This window comes from Sporosarcina newyorkensis (assembly GCF_900167515.1).
In the GTDB taxonomy this organism is placed as follows: Bacteria; Bacillota; Bacilli; order Bacillales_A; family Planococcaceae; genus Sporosarcina; species Sporosarcina newyorkensis.
On sequence record NZ_FUYJ01000002.1, the window covers coordinates 413,984 to 433,270 of the forward strand.

General features: G+C 40.0%; 16 protein-coding genes and 1 riboswitch. Of the genes, 7 read left to right on the forward strand and 9 right to left on the reverse strand.

The annotated features are described in order from the left end of the window. Positions 1–83 precede the first annotated feature (83 nt). Positions 84–1,394 carry a Na+/H+ antiporter NhaC family protein gene (locus B5D59_RS06225; protein WP_139365957.1) on the forward strand — a complete coding sequence of 437 codons (1,311 nt, stop codon included), beginning with the start codon at positions 84–86 and terminating at the stop codon, positions 1,392–1,394. Positions 1,395–1,511: 117 nt separating this feature from the next. Here B5D59_RS06225 and B5D59_RS06230 read toward each other — a convergent pair whose 3' ends face one another. Continuing rightward, the gene (locus B5D59_RS06230) at positions 1,512–2,615 is read right to left on the reverse strand and encodes a 5-methyltetrahydropteroyltriglutamate--homocysteine S-methyltransferase (protein WP_078817288.1); all 1,104 of its coding nucleotides are present in this window, start codon (positions 2,613–2,615) and stop codon (positions 1,512–1,514) included. 140 nt (positions 2,616–2,755) lie between these two features. Then, positions 2,756–2,857: riboswitch (SAM riboswitch) on the reverse strand. A 790-nt stretch (positions 2,858–3,647) separates the two neighbouring features. Between B5D59_RS06230 and B5D59_RS06235 the strand changes: the two genes are divergently transcribed. Then, positions 3,648–4,367 carry a GntR family transcriptional regulator gene (locus B5D59_RS06235; protein ID WP_245799469.1) on the forward strand — a complete coding sequence of 240 codons (720 nt, stop codon included), beginning with the start codon at positions 3,648–3,650 and terminating at the stop codon, positions 4,365–4,367. 38 nt (positions 4,368–4,405) lie between these two features. Here the strand turns inward: B5D59_RS06235 and B5D59_RS06240 are convergent, their stop codons facing one another. From B5D59_RS06240 to B5D59_RS06260, 5 genes are all read right to left on the reverse strand, one after another. Further along, entirely contained in the window at positions 4,406–6,082 is a 1,677-nt protein-coding gene (locus B5D59_RS06240; protein ID WP_078817289.1) for an amidohydrolase, read from the reverse strand. A 14-nt stretch (positions 6,083–6,096) separates the two neighbouring features. Beyond that, a complete protein-coding gene (locus B5D59_RS06245) occupies positions 6,097–7,050 on the reverse strand; it encodes an AEC family transporter (protein WP_078817290.1) in 954 nt (317 codons plus the stop codon). Positions 7,051–7,087: 37 nt separating this feature from the next. Beyond that, the gene (locus B5D59_RS06250; RefSeq protein WP_078817291.1) at positions 7,088–8,497 is read right to left on the reverse strand and encodes a sodium:solute symporter family protein; all 1,410 of its coding nucleotides are present in this window, start codon (positions 8,495–8,497) and stop codon (positions 7,088–7,090) included. Positions 8,498–8,515: 18 nt separating this feature from the next. Continuing rightward, positions 8,516–8,728 carry a DUF3311 domain-containing protein gene (locus B5D59_RS06255; protein ID WP_078817292.1) on the reverse strand — a complete coding sequence of 71 codons (213 nt, stop codon included), beginning with the start codon at positions 8,726–8,728 and terminating at the stop codon, positions 8,516–8,518. Between the two features lie 450 nt (positions 8,729–9,178). After that, positions 9,179–9,379: a hypothetical protein gene (locus B5D59_RS06260; protein ID WP_139365958.1), complete on the reverse strand. Its 201-nt coding sequence runs from the start codon at positions 9,377–9,379 to the stop codon at positions 9,179–9,181. 444 nt (positions 9,380–9,823) lie between these two features. On the opposite strand from B5D59_RS06260, the gene B5D59_RS06265 reads away from it, so the two are divergent. Together B5D59_RS06265 and B5D59_RS06270 are read left to right on the forward strand one after the other, a co-directional pair. Next, the gene (locus B5D59_RS06265; protein WP_078817294.1) at positions 9,824–11,293 is read left to right on the forward strand and encodes a methyl-accepting chemotaxis protein; all 1,470 of its coding nucleotides are present in this window, start codon (positions 9,824–9,826) and stop codon (positions 11,291–11,293) included. An 89-nt stretch (positions 11,294–11,382) separates the two neighbouring features. Continuing rightward, entirely contained in the window at positions 11,383–12,282 is a 900-nt protein-coding gene (locus tag B5D59_RS06270; protein ID WP_078817295.1) for a 3-hydroxyacyl-CoA dehydrogenase, read from the forward strand. A 699-nt stretch (positions 12,283–12,981) separates the two neighbouring features. Here B5D59_RS06270 and B5D59_RS06275 read toward each other — a convergent pair. Then, the gene (locus B5D59_RS06275; protein ID WP_078817296.1) at positions 12,982–13,434 is read right to left on the reverse strand and encodes an OsmC family protein; all 453 of its coding nucleotides are present in this window, start codon (positions 13,432–13,434) and stop codon (positions 12,982–12,984) included. Positions 13,435–13,692: 258 nt separating this feature from the next. Between B5D59_RS06275 and B5D59_RS06280 the strand changes: the two genes are divergently transcribed. The 3 genes from B5D59_RS06280 to B5D59_RS06290 all read left to right on the forward strand — a co-directional run bounded on the left by B5D59_RS06280 (position 13,693) and on the right by B5D59_RS06290 (position 15,599). Continuing rightward, the gene (locus B5D59_RS06280; protein WP_078817297.1) at positions 13,693–14,139 is read left to right on the forward strand and encodes a hypothetical protein; all 447 of its coding nucleotides are present in this window, start codon (positions 13,693–13,695) and stop codon (positions 14,137–14,139) included. Positions 14,140–14,206: 67 nt separating this feature from the next. Then, positions 14,207–14,977: a DUF7225 domain-containing protein gene (locus B5D59_RS06285; RefSeq protein WP_078817298.1), complete on the forward strand. Its 771-nt coding sequence runs from the start codon at positions 14,207–14,209 to the stop codon at positions 14,975–14,977. Positions 14,978–15,362: 385 nt separating this feature from the next. Further along, complete coding sequence (locus B5D59_RS06290) at positions 15,363–15,599, forward strand: hypothetical protein (RefSeq protein WP_078817299.1); 237 nt, start codon at positions 15,363–15,365, stop codon at positions 15,597–15,599. A gap of 138 nt (positions 15,600–15,737) precedes the next feature. Here B5D59_RS06290 and B5D59_RS06295 read toward each other — a convergent pair whose 3' ends face one another. Continuing rightward, a complete protein-coding gene (locus B5D59_RS06295) occupies positions 15,738–16,955 on the reverse strand; it encodes a benzoate/H(+) symporter BenE family transporter (RefSeq protein WP_078817300.1) in 1,218 nt (405 codons plus the stop codon). A 229-nt stretch (positions 16,956–17,184) separates the two neighbouring features. Further along, positions 17,185–19,167 (reverse strand): methyl-accepting chemotaxis protein, encoded by a 1,983-nt coding sequence (locus B5D59_RS06300; RefSeq protein ID WP_078817301.1) that lies wholly within the window; start codon positions 19,165–19,167, stop codon positions 17,185–17,187. Positions 19,168–19,287: the final 120 nt, after the last annotated feature.

The following is a 19,287-nucleotide window of genomic DNA, read 5'->3' on the forward strand; positions in this document are numbered from 1 at the left end:
AAAGTAAAACCGCTGTCGAAACGCCCCTCATATATGGTAAACTAATATGCTTACCATATACGATAAGAAATTGAGGAATAGATATGTCAAACAACACCATGAAAAAAGGAAGTCACCTTTCGTTTTTACCGCTCATTGTTTTTGTAATTCTTTTCATCGGCTCAGGTATCGTTACAAAAGATTTTTCTATCATGCCGCTGAACGTTGCCATTCTCATTGCGGCAGCACTTGCGCTTGTGATGAATCGAAAGGAGTCTTTCGGCACCAAAGTTGATATTTTCATGAAGAGCGCAGGGCATCCAAATATCCTTTTAATGGCGGTCATCTTTCTTTTGGCTGGTGCTTTTGCAGGTGTCGCCAAGGGAATGGGTGCTGTTGAATCAACGGTCAATCTTGGGTTGTCGATGTTGCCAGCGAATTTACTCATGGTCGGTTTGTTTATTATTGGCTGCTTCATCTCTATTTCGATGGGGACTTCGATGGGAACGATTGTCGCGTTGGCACCGATCGGAGTGGGTATTGCCAGTCAGACGGATATTCCGGTGGCGCTTGCCATGGCGACTGTTATTGGTGGCGCGATGTTTGGGGATAACTTGTCCATGATTTCGGATACAACGATTGCAGCGGTCCGGACGCAGCATACGAAAATGAAAGATAAGTTTAAAGTGAATTTTTTTATTGTCCTGCCGGGTGCGATCTTGACGATGATTCTTCTTGGCTTCTTAACGCACGGCAATACAGCTGATCTAACAGGTAACCACCCGTACCAATTCGTAAAAATTTCGCCATATCTGGCTGTTTTAGTCGGTGCTTTGGCTGGCACACATGTGTTAATCGTGTTAGCAGGCGGGATTATTATTGCTGGTGTGATTGGTTTGATGGACGGCTCCTACAACTTGCAAAGCTATCTGAAGGCAATCGCTGACGGTGTTGTCGCGATGGAGGATTTGGCGATGGTATCGATTTTAATTGGCGGCATCGTTGGGATTATTCAGCATAACGGTGGTATTGATTATTTATTGCGCATGATTACGAGTAAGATTCAAACGAAAAAGGGTGCCGAATTTGGTATTGCGGGTTTAGTGAGTGCAGCGGATATTGCGACCGCGAATAACACAATCGCCATTATTATAACTGGACCGGTCGTGAAGCATATTGCGGATGAATATGAGATCGATCCCCGCAAGTCGGCCAGTTTGCTCGACACGTTCTCTAGCGTTTGGCAAGGTGTTTTGCCCTATGGTGTACAAATGCTTGCTGCTTCGGGGCTCGCTGCCATTTCACCGGTGAGCATTATCATGTATTCATTTTATCCAGTATTGATGGGAATTTGTTGTGTAATCGCGATTTTGGTTGGTTTTCCGAGGTTTAAAGGGGCGGAGAAAAAGGAGTAAGGAGTACGATTTTTATCTCAATCCAAAAAGAAGTTGTCCAAGAAGTCATATGTGGGGACCTGGTACCTCGAACAAACCCAAAAAAGCGAACAGCTATGTAAGCCGTTCGCTCAATTCTTATCCCCAAATCTCTTTGGAAATATCCACAATGAATTTCAACTTCGCCCATTGTTCTTCTTCGGTTAAAATATTGCCATGATGAGTGGAAGCAAAGCCACATTGAGGGCTGATGCATAATTGCTCCAATGGGACATAGTTTGTTGCTTCTTCCACACGTGCTTTAATATTCTCCTTACTTTCCAAATCACCGTGTTTTGATGTGAATACACCGAGCACGACTCGGGGACCGCCGTTTGGTATGTATTCCAATGGTTTGAAGTCTCCGGAACGATCATCGTCGTATTCCAGGAAGAATCCGTCCACTTTTTCCTTTGCAAATAAGACAGGGGCGATTTTAGCATAGCTGCCTTCAAAAGCCCAATTAGATCGGTAGTTACCGCGGCAAAGATGAGTCGTTACAATTAAGTCTTCTGGTTTATCTTCCAACACCCCATTGGCTACCCGCAATGCTAAGTCAATTAACTCTTCGCGGGAATGACCGCCGTCGTTAAATGGAATTTCGGGAGCATTGAGACCGGCGATATATACATCATCCAACTGTAAATACCGGCACCCGGCATCATAAAAGGCTTGGATTGCCTCACGGTACGTACTGATAATATCTTTTGCATATTCTTCAATGTCCGGGTAAATGTCCGGGTTGCGGATGCCCGCGTTAAATAATTGGTTGGGGCTCGGAATCGTTTGTTTGGCAATGGCACGGTCCCCGACGATCTCTTTAAATTCGATGAAGTCTTTTATGTGTGGGTGGTCCTGATTGAAGGAGACTTTCCCGATAACCCGTACATCGTATCTTTCCGTTTCTTCCCCTTTGAATGAAAAGCCTTCTTCCGGGATGTAGCCTTCCACTCCGTTTAAATGCTCAAGAAAATCCGTATGCCAAAATCTGCGGCGGAATTCTCCGTCTGTCACTGCTTTCAAACCTACTTCGATTTGCTTATCAACGATATGTTTAATTTCCTCTGTTTCGATTTCATGCAGCGTTTGTGAAGAAATGTTTCCTTCTTGGAAATCCTTTCTTGCCTGATGAATTCTTTCCGGTCGTAATAGACTCCCCACGTGATCCGCTCTAAACGGCGCTTTGACTAATGTCTTTACCATCAATACCCACTCCTTATTTTATAATTTTAATTAAAATGTAGGACCGAAATTAATTTATGTCCTTGGTAATTCCCAAATTCAAAAACCCTCTCCTAATAAATAAGAAGAGGGATAGGTAGACAAATTGGAATTACCTGCTCATCTTATCTTCTAGCATTATGCTACTGGAATTGGCACAGTTCTTATAAAAGTCCGTTGCCGAGGCTTCAAAGGGCCAGTCCCTCTACCTCTCTAGATAAGAAATTTCAAAATATTAAGTTGTTAGAACTCAATATACCATGTAGAAAAGAATTGTCAATAAATAAATGATAGATTGTATCTGAGTATGATTTTGTCGTACCAGTTCATCACACAACTTGAACATTTCCTGAATTACTTACATGGTCTATCTATTTCTCTAAGGAAGAAGCCTCTACGGGATTATCGGTACTAGTCAAATACAAGTTTAAAAAGAATTGATAACGTGTGATATAATTGAGAGAATCACAAAGTGCGACCCTAAGTGCCCATAAATTCCCTAAGAGGTTTGCGCAAAAAAACAGCAAAATCCTCTTTAAATCAGGAATATTAGTTTGCATATCTAGGGAAATACGATTTTAACTGCACTATATAGTATTTAAAGTATTGATGAACACAATATATCGCAGTCATTCTCTGTATAGAGAGTGTGGATTGAAATCCAAGTTAAGTGCTTTTGTTGAAGCAGAAAAGTGAAACATAAAGGCATATCCGGCGGTTTCTATGGAATAAGCGTGAACCATAAAAATACGTACTTTTTAGCCATGGAGTATAAAAGGAAATCTACTTGTTCTGTCAATTCACGACAGACACATAGAACTCACTTGTCATAATCATACCCATCAAAATGTATGTCTTCTCATTAAACCAAATAAGGTAAATTAGGCCTTCCTAATTAGCGTAATAAAACATTTGCCCCAACGGAAATTAGACACTCATGGATTAAAAAGGTATCATATAAGTATATAGGCACGTAGGAAATTTTTCCTTGTGAATTCTGAGGAGGTAATTAGCGTGATCAATCCTAGCAGTCCAGTGCCGCTTCATATACAACTTAGAAAGAGTATAGAACAAAAGATAACGCAAGGTCTATTTGAGGAGAAAATACCAAGTGAACGTGAATTAATGGAAACATATAATGTGAGCAGAAGCACTGTTCGAGAAGCTATCTCACAATTAGTTATCGATGGAATACTAGAAAAAAAACATGGTAGGGGAACATTTATTTCAAAACATCCTGTTCATTATTGGCAGGGGAATTTTATTAGTACAACTGAAATGATTGAGCGTATGAACAAGATTCCTAGTACTAAACTAATTGAACATGGAATTGAAGTAGTTCCTGAGGAATTAAATAAGGCGATTGCTTTAGAGAATGCGTATCTGATTAAGCGTGTTCGTTATGCAAATGAGGTGCCACTTGCGATCGAAACACAGTATTATCCTGTTAATATAGGTCTACAATTGGCAAATCTAGATATTAGCCATGGAACACTATATGATTTAATGGAGAAAGAACTGTCTATTCGGCTTCATGAAGCTGATGAAAAGATTACCGCTCAAAAAATATCAATTGAAGATGCGGAATTACTTAATCTTCCTGAAGATTGTTATACTTTACACTTAGAGCGATTTGTATATGACGTGAATGGTGATTTGGTTGAATATTGTATAGCTGATTATAATCCTGAGTTATATTCACTTCATTTTAAGTCAGCAAGGGCTGGTAAATAAAAGAAGACTCCTCACTAAATGGGAGTCTTCTTTTTTATTTATAAGTTTGTTGCAACTTGTTTTGTGTTTTCATAAATTACTTCTCCGTTTATAATAGTCATTTCAACTGAAATGTCTTTAATTTCTAACGGATCAATTGCAGTAGGGTCTCGATCAAGTACAGCAAAGTCCGCTAATTTTCCAACCTCTACACTACCTAATTGGTCTTCTTCAAAGTTTAATCGTGCTCCATATATAGTCATTGATTTTATAGCTTCTAAGACATCTATCTTTTGGCCTTCTCCTAACACCTTACCTTCCCGTGTAATACGATTAGCCGCTGCCCAGATAGAAAATAAGGGGGAAATGGCAGTGATTGGACAGTCTGAATGTAATGTATAAAGCATATCTAAATCTGAGGCATCTTTTAAGGGGTTCATGCGTTCTGCTCTTTCAGGTCCTAAAAATATTCGTTTATGACGATCCCCCCAATAGTACACATGATTGATAAAGAAAGAGGCGGCGATATCATGTTTTTTCATTTCCTGTAAGTCCTCTACAGTAGCGGTTTGTACGTGTTCAATGCGATGTCGATGGTCTATTTTCGTATTGGAATTAAGGGCGTATTTGTACGCTTCAATAATCGAGCCAATTGCCTGATCACCATTCCCGTGCGTTGTAACACGAAAACCACGCTTATGGAAATCAAGGACATAAGAATTTAAAGTATCTTGATGAAAAATTAATTCACCGTATAACTCGTCATCACAATAGTAAGGTTTACGCAATGCGCCAGTCAACCCTTGAATAGAACCGTCTTGAAATAGCTTGGCACTATCTAACTTTGCTTTCCCATTCGAGTCTTTCAAGATTCTTTCTCGTAATTCTTCAGCGTGAAATTTTTCGAATGGGCCACCTTCCGATAATAAATCATACATAATCATTAGACGCATACGCAGTTGGTTTGCACCTTCTTTTAATGCGACCATATGCAAGTCATATTCGGGCCGGCCAAATACTAAACCTACGCCTGCATCTGAACTTGTCGTGATGCCTTGTGCCAAATAGTCTTCTGACGCGAGTCCCATTAATTTAATAACTTCTTCATCTGTAGGAATCGGAGCGTGCTTATAAACTATATCCATTGCTGAAGGTTCAAATAACACACCATTCAGGGAGTTATTTTCTTCTCTTCCAAAATGGCCGCCTTCAGGATTCTCAATTGACTCATCAACTCCCGCAAGCTTGAGTGCATAGGAGTTTGCGACTGCTAAATGATTCGAGATATGTTTTATAAATATTGGACGATTCGTACTTACTTTATCCAAATCATGACGAGTAGGATGTCTATTCTCTTTTAGCAAGGTATCATCGTACCCGTACCCGATAATCCAGCTGCCATCCGAATGTGTATTGTGATGTGTTCGAAGGTTGTTGAGAATATCCTCGATACTTTCATTTTTTGGTGAAGAACAGTCTACTTGGTTTTTATTAAGTGCATACATAAGTAAATGGTTATGAGTATCAATAAAACCAGGAATGAGCGTCTGGCCTTCTAAATCATGAACAATGAGTTTATCGTCTTTCTCAATCTCTTTTTTTATAAGATCGAACTCACTATTGGTCCATATTCCTGTGATTTTGCCTTTATAGGATGCTACAACATTCGCATGACTGTTTTCCTCGTCAATAGTTAAAACGTTTGCATTTTTAAATAGTCTGTCCACTTGTATCATGGCATTCATTCTCCTTACATGTATTTAAATTTTATGAATATCAAAATTAGCGAAGGGATCGTTACTAACGAAATTATAGTTGACATAACGGTAGCAAATGCTCCAAACACCTCATCTTTAGAGTACTTTGTAAATAAAATGGATGCTAGCGTTAGTGAAGGCATCATTGCCTGAATGAGCAGCACTTTATTGATCATCACATCCATCTGAATCGGTAAAATACTAATAATAAAAAGTGTAATTATCGGTAATACTACTAACTTTGAGAAAATAGGTGAAAAGATATTTACATTTGTTGTTTTTATTGCACTTTTATTTTCACTCTTAGACATAATTAATAATCCAATATAAAACATTGCTAGGGGAGATGCTAAAGCCGCCAACTGGTTAGATAAATCAATGAAAATTTCAGGAGGCCGATAATTTATAAATGTACATAATAAGCCTACGATTATTGCGACAATTGGAATATTAATGAGCGATTTTATGTTGACTATCGAGAAGGCGTAAGAATTTTTTAATATCATGACACCTACTGTCCAAATTACGATATCCACACCTGCATCAAAAATAGCTGCATAAAGCGCTCCTTCAGGTCCAAGTATTGCAGCGCATAAAGGAATCCCGATAAAACCTGTATTCCCTAGACCGGATAAAAGAGCAATCTCTTGTCGAAGCCTACGGTTACCGGAAAATGAAGAAGCAAAAACCCATCCAATTCCAATTCCGATCGTATTAATAACAACGGAAAGGATTAAGACGATTCCGATATTTCTCAACATTGATTGGTCAATATTGACTTTAAAAATACTAGAAAGAATGATACAGGGCATAGCTACATTTACAATAAGTAGTGTATACGTTTTCTTAGTACTTTCGTTAATCGGTGTTACTCGGGCAAGTGCAACACCGATTACGATCATCATTCCAATTAGAGTTATTGAATTAAATACTGTGCTTAGTTGCATTCGAACCACATCCTAAATTCATCCAATTATCGTATGCTCATTTTATGTTCACCATTGGTGTTAGTAAGCGAACCTTACTTGCCGTCAACAAACTAACAATAATTGTTACAACAAAGTTGAAAACTAATGCAACTAGACCATTATTAATTGCAAATACACTTATGCCAGTGAATTGTAGGAACAATGCGACAGTGATTCCTGCAATAATACCTGCGCCCACTCCTTTGGCTGTTGCACTTTTGGAGAATAGAATAGCCAAAAGTCCGGGTAAGATTTGTCCGAAACCGAAATAGGCAGTATTGACAAGGTGGAGCATCAAACTCGGCATTCCAACAGTTAAAACCATCGAGATAAGTAGGTAACCAATTACTACAAATTGAGACCACTTTCTTTGTTTGTTTTCAGGGATACCTGGCATAAGGTTACGAGTAAAAATACCACCCACAACTAATGAAGTGATAGCAAGTACTAATAAGCCTGACAACGCGGCACCAGCAGCGACTATGCCGACAACCCAAGATGGTAATAATTCAATTGCCGTGGCAATAAACGCATGATTTGGATTATCGACGTTTGGAAGACCAACAAGTGCAAAGTAAGATGAAGCGATTAAGAATGGGTACATTAGCATATAAAGAGGCATAAATCTTTGTGCGCGCTTAATCGTTTTTTCTGATTTACTCGTGAATACGACCGTCACAATAAATGGTAAACAATAAAAAGCGACTGCTTGAAAAATGATTGTGGTTACGGAAAAGGTCAAATCACTAGTATTGGTAAATGATAATGATGTACCATGAGATTTAGCGGCTGAAAATAGATTATGAACGCCATCTAGGTTTCTAAATGCGGCTACACCTACAATAATAATCGCAGCAAACAATAATATATCTTTCAAGATTGAAATGATAGCAGGCGCCTTGACTCCAGATACAGATATATACAAGTAAGCAATCACGCCTGCTATAAATACAGCCAGACTAGGGGAAAGATTAAATCCCAAGGCATTTAATGCGACATTTAAGCCTTCAAATTGCAATTGTCCCCATGGTATGAGGAAGATTAAATATGAACAAGCGACGATCAATTCCAATGGTCTACTTTTAAAGTGACTTTTAAATAAATCTGGAGCTGTCATCGCATTGTATTTCTTACCTGCTCGCCAAATTAGAGGTGCTAAGAAATAACCGATTGGATAAGCTAATAAAATATAGCCAAGGAACCAAAGGCCGTAACCAACACCCTTTGCATAGATGCCGCCCGGAAAGCCAATAATCGTTCCTATGCTGTAAACTTCTCCAATTGCTAAGAAGAATAAGATGAAACCATTAAATGATCGTCCCCCGACCAAGTAATCTTCCATATTCCCTTTTTTCGCTTTACTCGAAGATCGAACTGCTAAGTATAAAGAAAAAATTAAAATACTACTAAATATTACAATTGCCATCTACAATCTCCGCCCTTCTCAATCTAATTCTACTTCTTTGCTGTCAAAGAAGTGCCATGATAGTGAAATGCAAATTGAAGTCAAAATAAACCATAAAAACATCCAGAAATATAAGATTGGAAACCCTAGAACGAATTGTTCAGAATTTCTAAATGCTAAGATACCCCCAATAACACCTACAAAAGGGATTACCAATCCAATTAGCACATTTAGCGCTGTCTTCAATTTCATCTAATCTCCTCCTTTTATTACAAAGTAAATTCAATTCATCATGATGTCCGTACCAGTTGTGTTTTTAGTAGTATAAGTTAAAAGAATAAAAGAGTCAATAACATTTCTGAAAATAAAAAATACATTGAATAAACTGATAAAAACTATTTTAAAATTGTTTTTTGAGGAAGTTTTAGTGTAAGGAAAGCTGAAGTATGAATAGGAATACAGGCTATATGCATGGTTAAATTTGAAACTGTATGCTGTTCTCCGTACACTTCAGTAATCGGTTTTCACATAATTCAACATTTGTTTAAAAAACTAAAAAGCGGGAGGAGAGTTTTTCAACCCTTCAATTCATCCACATGATTTAATTTTCATCTCAATTACGGCCATCAAACTAATAAAGCCTATCATCACTAACAGGAACCGTATAATCTTGATAGATATCCTTAAAAAGGTCTCATCAATCTATTTCCGCAGGAAGCCACTAAAATATCCCGGAAGATTATGAATGTTTATTGTCTTCGTCGCCACCATACTGATCAGCATCGTACGGCGAGTCAAATCCTCAAACATACCTTCCTTGCCCTTATGAATATCGAATTTTAGTATTTGCTCGAGTATTTGAAAGGACTCACGCGCCTTTGAGACAACTTTAGTTAACTTCAATAAATCCTTCATCTTCACGAACAAGGATATGAATAACATTTCAACAGCAGGGGATACACCTTTGTAGAATCTTCAACATTTGGAGATTATAAAAAGAAGGTTCATTTCTCAAAAACGATCTAGAAATCATGTCTTCAATAGGCTTGTCCGCTTTTTTATCCCTGTCCAAATACCTCTGGTTATTCACCGGCAAAATAACATAAATGTTTGCTCCGAAACTGCTCATCACTGGTCTGACGTAGTAGGTTCGCTCACCAGTGCGGAATTTGTTTTTTTATTTTTAGCGATTTAATACACCTTAATAAGGGTTTTCCTCACACCCTCCCGATCAATTCTTTTATTAGAATAGCATTACATATTACATATTACATATTACCTAAGCCTTTAAAATTTGAAAACTATACCGATATAAGAATTTGGATTGGAATTTAGGGAGGCTAGATAATGCAGTCAATTGAGCAGTTAGTATTAAAAGATGTAATGAAGAAGAACCGAGTAATGGCGATCACGATGGGTATCTCGCTGTTTATTGCGGTTATGCAGGCTCTAGCGTTTAAAGACACTGGGACTGCGATTTTATACAGTCTCGATTTTTTAGGGGTTGTCGGTTTTTATTTCCTATTCAGTAAGTGGTTACATAAGGCGGAGTGGTATGCTTATGCGGTCATTTTCAATGTGTTTACGTTTGCATTGATCGGGAGCGTTCTGTTCGACGGTGGCATGAAAGCAGTAATCATTAGCATTTTTCTCGCCATCTTCTCTGCTGTCCAGTTGAAGTTGCAACCATTTATTTTCGGTTATGCTTATGGTTTAGTATTGCTTATCGTCAACCGTATGGTGAGTGCCGAGGAGATGGTCGGAGAATTATTCGCCTATACCTTGATCCTATACCTTCTGCTTGGGTTCATGTTCATTGCCATCATGCGATTGACGACCGGGCAATTCAGACAAGTTGCAGCTTTTACGCAAGAGTTTGCTGAAGATGCAAAAAGGAAAGAAAACGAAAAAGCTATTTTGGACAAGAATGTGACGGGAATTATCGAGAGCATTTCGGGCATGAATTTGCGCATTCAGCAAAATATGACGTCACAGAGCAATATGTCATCTGTTGTGGAAGAGATGGCGGACGGCAGCCAGTCGCAGGCTGATCAAATTTCAACCATTGCGCAAAATACGGTGTCCATGAAAGATGGCATCTCTTCTCTATTCGATTTAGCGAATGAGTTGAAAAGGGAATCGAGCGAAGCAAACGGAGTGGCAGTTGAAGGGAACATGCAAATTGATATCCTTTCAGCGGACATGATGATGTTGAAGGAGAATATTGCCGAGTTACATAAGACATATCTTTCGTTATCCAATAAGTTAAATGAAACAAATGAATTCGCCGCTCTCATCAAAGGAATCACGGAACAGACCAACTTGCTTGCGCTCAATGCGTCAATAGAAGCCGCGCGGGCCGGGGAAGCGGGCAAAGGGTTCGCGGTTGTCGCTGATGAAATCCGGAAATTGGCTGAAGTGACGAATAAGACGACGGAAAAAATCACAGTCAATTTGTCAAAACTGAACGACAGCAATCGCGATGCGTTTAAAAAGATGACGGAAAGCAGCGAGAAGATAGAACAAAATGCGCTGACGACGGAACAGGTTTCAAATCAGATTTCAAAGATTGCTTCGACACTGCAGCATTTGGATGATGAGCTGGTCCAATTCGCATCCTCTTCCACTGAAATGATTGAGCAATCAACGGAAATCGAAGACTCGACGAACAACTTTGCGGCAATTGTTGAAGAGAATTCAGCCAATTTACTAGAAATGAGCAAGATCATCGACAATTTGACTTCCGACAGTCGGATAGTAGCAGAGGAAATGGATAGTACTGCTCAACAGGTTACTTCTTTGCATAAAGGGGAGTGAAAGTTGCAGGCAAAAAAGATGTCAACGAAATGTTATTGTCCTATAATAAAAGTAGTTCAAGAGTTATAGGCTGAAAGGGGTAAATGATGATGGAATATAAAAATATTACAGTGGCAGGCAGCGGCGTTTTGGGGAGCCAAATCGCTTATCAAACAGCGTTTCATGGCTTTAACGTTTCCGTTTACGACATTAATGACGAGGCTTTGAACGTGGCGAAAGAGCGCATCAACAAATTGAAAGATGTTTATAAAGCGGATTTGAATGCTACAGACGCGGTTGTAGATTCGGCATTTAAACGGATTTCATTCAATAGTGATCTTGCAAAGGCTGTTAAAAATGCAGATCTTGTGATCGAAGCGATTCCTGAAGTAGTCAGCATTAAGACGGATTTCTACGAGAAACTAGGACAAGTCGCACCTGAAAAAACAGTGTTCGCAACGAACTCATCGACTTTATTACCAAGCCAGTTTGCAGAAGCGACAGGACGCCCCGGGAAGTTTTTAGCGCTTCACTTTGCAAATGAAATTTGGAAAAACAACACAGCCGAAGTGATGAAACATCCGGGAACGGACGAATCAGTGTTCAACGAAGTGATTGAATTCGCAAAAGCGATCGGTATGGTAGCATTGCCATTGCATAAAGAGCAGCCAGGCTATATCCTTAACTCACTTTTAGTACCGTTTTTAGACGCTGCGCAGACATTGCTCGCAAGGGAAGTTGCAGATGTCGAGACGATTGATAAGACTTGGATGATCGGGACAGGCGCTCCTTTAGGCCCTTTTGCTATTTTGGATATCGTTGGCGTAACGACTGCCTACCACATTGTATCGGCAAAGGCGCAGGCAACCGGCAATCCAGAAGCCCAAAAAGTAGCCGATTTGATGAAAGAAAATTATATCGATAAAGGAAAATTGGGTAGGGAGACAGGTGAAGGATTCTATAAATATCCAAACCCTGCTTTTGCCCAACCTGATTTCTTAAAAGGATAAGATTATATGAAAGGGATGGCTTTTTAGCTGTCCTTTTTTTGTTGATTCATGTTCGAAACATCGCACTGGGCAAGAAAGAAGGGGCGTCCATCGAAATAGAAAAGTACATAAAATTTGGAGTAAATCTTATCGTCTATTACTTACAATAGGGCGAGGATCCTGTGGAGGGTACGAACCTCAAGTTCTGTTGCTACATGGATTTGACAGTACGGTATATGTGTGGTTTGAGCTTGCGAAGAGACCGTGTGGGACGGACATTTGCATTGCTCAAAGGTCAGTACGAAGATGATGAACGCTGTCTAATGCAATTAGGTAAGCCTAGTGGGGGCAAAGGACAGCGTGCATATCTTTATTTTTGTCGACAATTTTTACAGACCGTCACAGTTTGAGCCGATTCAGTTTTACTAGAATACAACAGCTTTATTCGTTTACGTCCACATAACGGGCAGTTTCCACGCGAATTGGACGGCAGCCTTTTTAAAGTTTTCCCCCGGTTTCTTTTCGCCATTGCTAATCACCTCTATAGTAAGGATTTATCTATCTCTGTAGTAGATGATGATAAGGAGAAAATGTTGACGATAGAAAGAGAAAATCGTCAACATTCTTATTGGATTTTGAATGTGGCGGGGTGCTTTTGCCTCTATACAAGAAAAACGTCTACAGAATAGCACTTCATTGTGCTTCGTAGACGTTTTTTATTTATTTTCTTGTCCAAGTCGATTGAACAGGGACGTTGGCATCCAACAACAGATTCATGACTGGACATCTTTTTTCGACAGCCTGTTTCAATAGTTCGATCCGTTCCTCAGTCTCTTCCGTTGTCAATACCACATCAAACTGGACAGATTGGAAGTGTGGAGAGACCCCTTCCACTCCTGCTAACCCTTGCAGATCTAGTTCACCTGAATTGGAAAATTCAGCAGCTTCGTATGAAAATTTATGTTCTTTCGCAATGAGGGCGATCATGACAGATGTACAGCTACTAAGACCGGCTAACACAAGTTCTACTGGATTCGGCCCTTCGTTCTTTCCTCCGAGGTTCTCAGGTTCGTCTACAATAAACGGTTCAAATGATCGGATGTCAATCTCAGTTTGTACTCCGCCTGTCCACTTCCCGCTTGTTTCCACTTGAATAAGTTGTTTTGTTGTCATGGGAATCACTCCTGTAAAGTATAGTAAGTTAATTGGTTTTATAAACTATAAACTATATTTTTAGAAAAATCAAGTCGCTTTAAAATTTCGAGCTTTTCACTCAGTTGAAAATTGAACTGGGCTAAAATATTTCTCCACGGCGTCTGAACTCAGTAGGCCATGTCATTGAAAGCTGCATCCAATAGTTAAGTAACTTTGTCCTATTCAACCTATATGCATCATACATTTGTAGGAATAACAGGAGGGGGAGCGGGTGGGTTGGCGAAAATTAAAAGAAATTTTGATTTAGTGTGTTCATCGCTTGGAATAGTTTTAACATTTCTTTTGATTATGGCAGCTGATAAACTACTTGATCCAATAAAAGGAAGACAGGATTATCATCTTACAGGAGAAAAGTTCAGTGGGTTCTTCAGGAAAATGGGAACTGAAATTTCGGAAATCTGTGGATTACCTGCCACGGTCCCATTTGAAAATACGTATAATGTTTTTAGCAATCTAATGATACCGTTATTATTAGTATGTATCTCTTTAGCAATTGCTTGTTTTGCATTTGGTTATCTTCTGAAAACAATGATATATTCGGATGATGTGTGGATTAATAAGGTCTTAAGTGGTATGTTGGGGGTATTATATCTTGGCGTGATTATACTAACTGCCCGTATTGCATGGTTTCTTTTTGTGCTTAACTTTAAAGTGTTCATATAAAGTATAATAGTCGCTAAAATTCATAATTAAATCTGCAACAGGATCAAGACAGATAGGAGCAAGCCCAGTGAAAATCTACAGTCAACTAAAAGAAGCCCTTGACGGTCAAGAAGGCATTATCGTCACCCGACAGGAAATTCAACAAATCATGCTAGAGAAGTATGACCGGAATCCTGACAGTGTGATTCCAACAGATTATTGCTATAACCGGTGGAACAAAGGTATTTCATTTACAGAGCATATTTTTGAATACTTGACACGCAATACATACAAATGTATCGGTGAACATGCTGCTTATACAGGATTGATCTATCGGAAGTCGCGTGGGGAAGTGGAAGAAGTTATTGGAGAGTGGAGTAACGGTGTCAAGACAATGTACGGCAAGGAGGGCGTTGACTGCATTAGCACGGAGCAATTAATTCGACTGTATGAAGAGTATTTGAGAATACTTCGCTATGAGCTGCGGGTTTTACAATGTCAGCCGACAGAACTCCGACATCTAATTGGGCGCATAGGTGAATTACTTTGTGCGATTACAACAGGTGGTCAACTTGCACGGGAGACAAACCAACATGGATTTGATGTGATGTATGAGAGCAGACGGATCAGTGTAAAGACGACAGCTCAAAAGAATGGATTTATTGTATTCAATCGAAAGACCTTCGATCAGTTGGATGCGATTTTTATCGTGCATTATTATGAAGATGATTTCCATGTGATTTATCATGGAGATAAAGAACCAATCGAGCAGATTGCACGTGTGTACAAGGATACCTATGAAGTGGATTTTGATAAAGTGAAGAAGATTGGAATGCAGAAGGAAGTACAGTTGACGTAAAATATAAACTGTACTTCTTTTGGCTTTACATGCCGATTGTATTCGTTTTAGAGTAGTGTCAAGATTAGGTAGCGACCAGGTACCTTTTTATCCCAACAATTACTTCTTCTTAGGATTCCTCATGACAAACAAGCCCTCCCATGATAACCTATACATCAACCAATCAATCAAAATAAAGGATGATTTGTGATGGCTCCACTTATTATTTTCATAACAACTATTATTCTATCGCTCATTTTTATGATGGTAAGTGTCCGGAAATTCTATAAAAAAGAATTGAAACGCAAAGGAATTTACGACAATTTCTATTTTAAATATCAATCTGTGGAATGTCCGCACATCTAAAAAAAAGCTTTCTGAAACTACTTGGCTTGATCATTTTACAATGAAGCGGGAAATTGGCGGAAGTGTCCAAAGCGGGCTTGCGAAAGTCAACGTTACACGTACACAGCAGCGTCTGTTTTGTGAAGAATGCGGAGAAAAAAGGTGGTTCGGTCAGGTGAATTCGATGAGTGAGCTTTGGCCTTTAATATTCGTTTTCTTGAAATACATGCTGGTTACGCTATTGTCGCTCGTTGTTTTGGCAAATATTTTTGTGAAAGTTGGTGATTGGTGGTTTTAGTGTTCGAATAGCGCTTGTTTTCACTTCATAACTTAAATCTTATAGTCGATAAATGAACTACCCTTCGTTGCTAGACACTATCTAACAACGAGGGAGCGGTGATCGAATTCACGATTAGCCCTTTCTTTATCTAACCAGCTAAGCCTCCCTTTTATTCCTTGCAAAATGCTCCCTCTCCACCAGAAAAGAAACAAATAAACTCCCGATAATCGCCCACAAAGGCGCACTAATATTAAAGAAACTCACATCCGACATTCCGATAATCAAAGCAAAAAACGCACCCATTTGAAATTTATTTGCTGAAAAGGCTGTCTTAAGGGAAGTAATAAGAACTCCAAGCATCGCAAGGCCCGCAATCACACTGACAATTACACCAGGCATAGCAATTACCAGTGGCACGACTGCAGCTGCAAACAACCCGAAAATAGAAAATAACCCTCCACTGACAACCGCTGCCGCATACCGACTCTCTTTGGTGCCTACCTCTTCGGCAGAACAAATCGCTGTCATAGGACCTGCTATATTGATTGCATGTCCACCGAAAAAGGCGGCGATTAGACCAACGATTGAACCATTCATCGCCATCGCGTTATTCGGCGGTTTATAACCTTGTGCCATTAATACCCCTGATGCTTGAGCATTTTCAGTACAGATGATAAGCAATGCAAGTGGAACACCTATTGATAACACGGCATCAAGACTAAAAGTAGGTATGAAGAATTTTGGAAGTATGAATAAGCTTTGAGCATTTTGAAACTGAAATTCATTCATAAAGATGGCCAGTAAAACAGTAACCAGCAATGCAGATAGTACAGGTGGAAACTTTTTAAGAAAGCGTGTGGATAGTAAATAAACCAAAATAGCTGAGCCTGCGAGTATTGGCGAAACAGTTAATGATGTTATCATATCTGTTGCAAAGCGGATCATCACCCCAACAATCATTCCCATCACAATCGGAATGGGTATCCATCTCATCACTTTATCAATTAAACCCGATGCACCTAGAAGGATGATCAGAATATGGGCGACTAAGTAAGCGCCAATTGCTTCCCGCATTGTAAAATGGGTCAAAGCCCCGACAACCAATACCGCTCCGGCAATCGAATGGGCACCCACGATAGGTTGTCGATATTTTAATGAAAGAAAGATACCGAGCAATCCACTAAAGAAGTAAATAGCAAAGATCCAGCTAATGGTCTCCTCATACGTCAAGCCGCCACTTGACGCGCCCCCAATAATAATTAAAGCAGGGCCTGTACATCCGAAAATCGCTGCAACCAGGCCGGCGCTGAATGTGTTGACATTCATGTTTTTTCGCAAGTCTTTCAAATTATTGAGTAAAACAGTTGCTTTCATATTCACACCGCCCCCATCTATTAGAATCCTTACTAGTAATATACACCAAAATTCTAAGTATTGCGGATACTTAAATGGCGAGTCTCAATTGCTGTGATTGTTTCCGTGTGATACTAGTTGAGCGTCCAATTAAAACACGTACCTGTTAGCGCTAAAATTTTAATGTAAAACGAAAAGAACCATCTAGCCATATTACAACTAGATGGTTCTTTCACGTTCATTAGGAAAATCAAACAGTAAACCGTTCAATCGCCTCCTGTAATCGTTCGCTCAAATCAGTCAAAGTTTCTGCTGCATCTGTTACCGCTTGAATAGCACGCAGCTGTTCTTCAGACGAAGCGCTCACTTCTTCACATGCCGCAGCAGTTTCTTGGGAAGTGGCGGTCATTGTTTGGATGGTCCACATTACTTCGTCTTTATGAGTTGCAATCTGTTCGATTTCTTTTGTGACGGTGTGGATGCTTTGTTGCATGTCGGTCATCAGTGCAGAGAGTTCTTGGAATGTCGCTTCAGTCTCTTCGACAACAATTCCTTGCTGTTTGAATGTGTCGACGGTTTCGCTTAATTGATTGGCAACCATTGTCGATTCTTCTTGCAGTTCATAGATTGTCATGCCGACGTTTTCTGTCGATTTGGCGGTTTGTTCGGCGAGAGTGCGTACTTCTTCCGCCACTACCGCGAATCCTTTTCCATGTTCTCCGGCCCGTGCTGCTTCAATGCTGGCATTTAAGGCTAATAAATTGGTTTGTTTGGAAATATTCATGATCGTTTCCATGACATTTCCGATTGCGTTTACTTTCTCGCCGAGTGTTTGCGTTTGCTGTGTCATTGTACGCAAAGTGGCGCCGGATGTTTCGAATGACTGTTTCAAAGCTGCCATCTGTTCCTGTCCGCTGGCATTTTTAATGCCTGTCTGTTCAGCAATCTGCAACATTGATGCTGCGTTATCGGTAATTTCGTTGATTTGCTGTCCGAGCAATTCAGTGCGTTCTGTGACCATTTCAGCATCTTCAGCAGATTTAGATGCTCCTTCCGCAATCTCATAAATGGCATGTGCGACTTCTGTGCTTGCCGCGCTTGTCTCTTCTGCAACGGCGCTCAAGCTTTCCGAATTGGATCGGACATCATCGGCTGAAGTGCGGACTACACGAATGATGCCGTTCATTTGATCGAGCATATGATTGAAGTCTTTGCCTAGGCTGCTGATTTCATCGGTTGCTGTCATTTCGGAACGGACGGTTAAATCGCCGGCAGATACAGAGTCCATGACGGCTTTGATCTTTCCGATCGGTCTAGTTGTTCGGCTGACCGTTACAAAAAGTGCAGCAAATATGACGAACAGTGTTAGCAGGGCGAAGAGCAGCGTGGAATTTCGTAAATTGTTCGCCAAGCTGTTCAGTTCGCGTTCTTCATAGACTGCTCCTACCTTCCAGTTGACGTCAGGGAGCGTCGTGAAAATGATTCGTTTTGCCACTCCGTCTTCATCTTTATAGGTGACAATTCCATTTTCCGATTCGTACAATTTGCCGACATATGAAAGTTGGCTCAAGTCGTTACCGGTTTCGGAAGGATATGAAATTGCTGTGCCTTTTCCGTCGAGCAAGATAGGAAACCCGTTATAGCCGATTTCCCGATTGGTGATTTCATCGGTCAACGTTCCTAATTGAATATCGAGACCTACGACACCTACTACTTTGCCGTTATCCCGAATCGCTTTTGAAACGGAGATGACAAGCTCGCCGGTTTGGTCGTCTTCATAGGGCTCAATCCACTGGATAGCGTCGGGATTCTCTATCGCGAGGCTGAACCAAGGACGAGTTTCAGGCTCATAGTCGGACAGGTCAGCATAAGGCATGATGAATGAATCGCGTGTTGTGGATGAGTAGTATGCAGCCGATGTTTCCGGATAAATGGACAGAAACTCATCTAGTTTGTCTTCCATTTCCTTACCGGCTTTTTGAGAATCTTCCGCTCTTTTGAAAAGCGCGATGGAGTCGGAGGTTGCCAGTAAATTGAGACCAGTTTCATATTTCTGCAAGAATTGATTCACCCCAAAACCCATTTCATTCACAATCGCGTCACTTGAATCCAGTGCGTCCGCTATGGAATGTTTTTTCGCTTGATTGGTCGTGAAATAAGTCATCAGCGAAATTCCGAGAATAAATAAAATCATGACAGTGAAAAGTAATTTAGTTTTAATTGATCGAAACAAGAGAGAATCAGTCCTTTCTAGGTTGCTGTCGCGTTTATAGTCCTCATTACATTATCGTCAATCTGTGCAAGTTATTTAGCTTAGTTTTAAGACGATATGCAAATCAAACACTATTCAGAT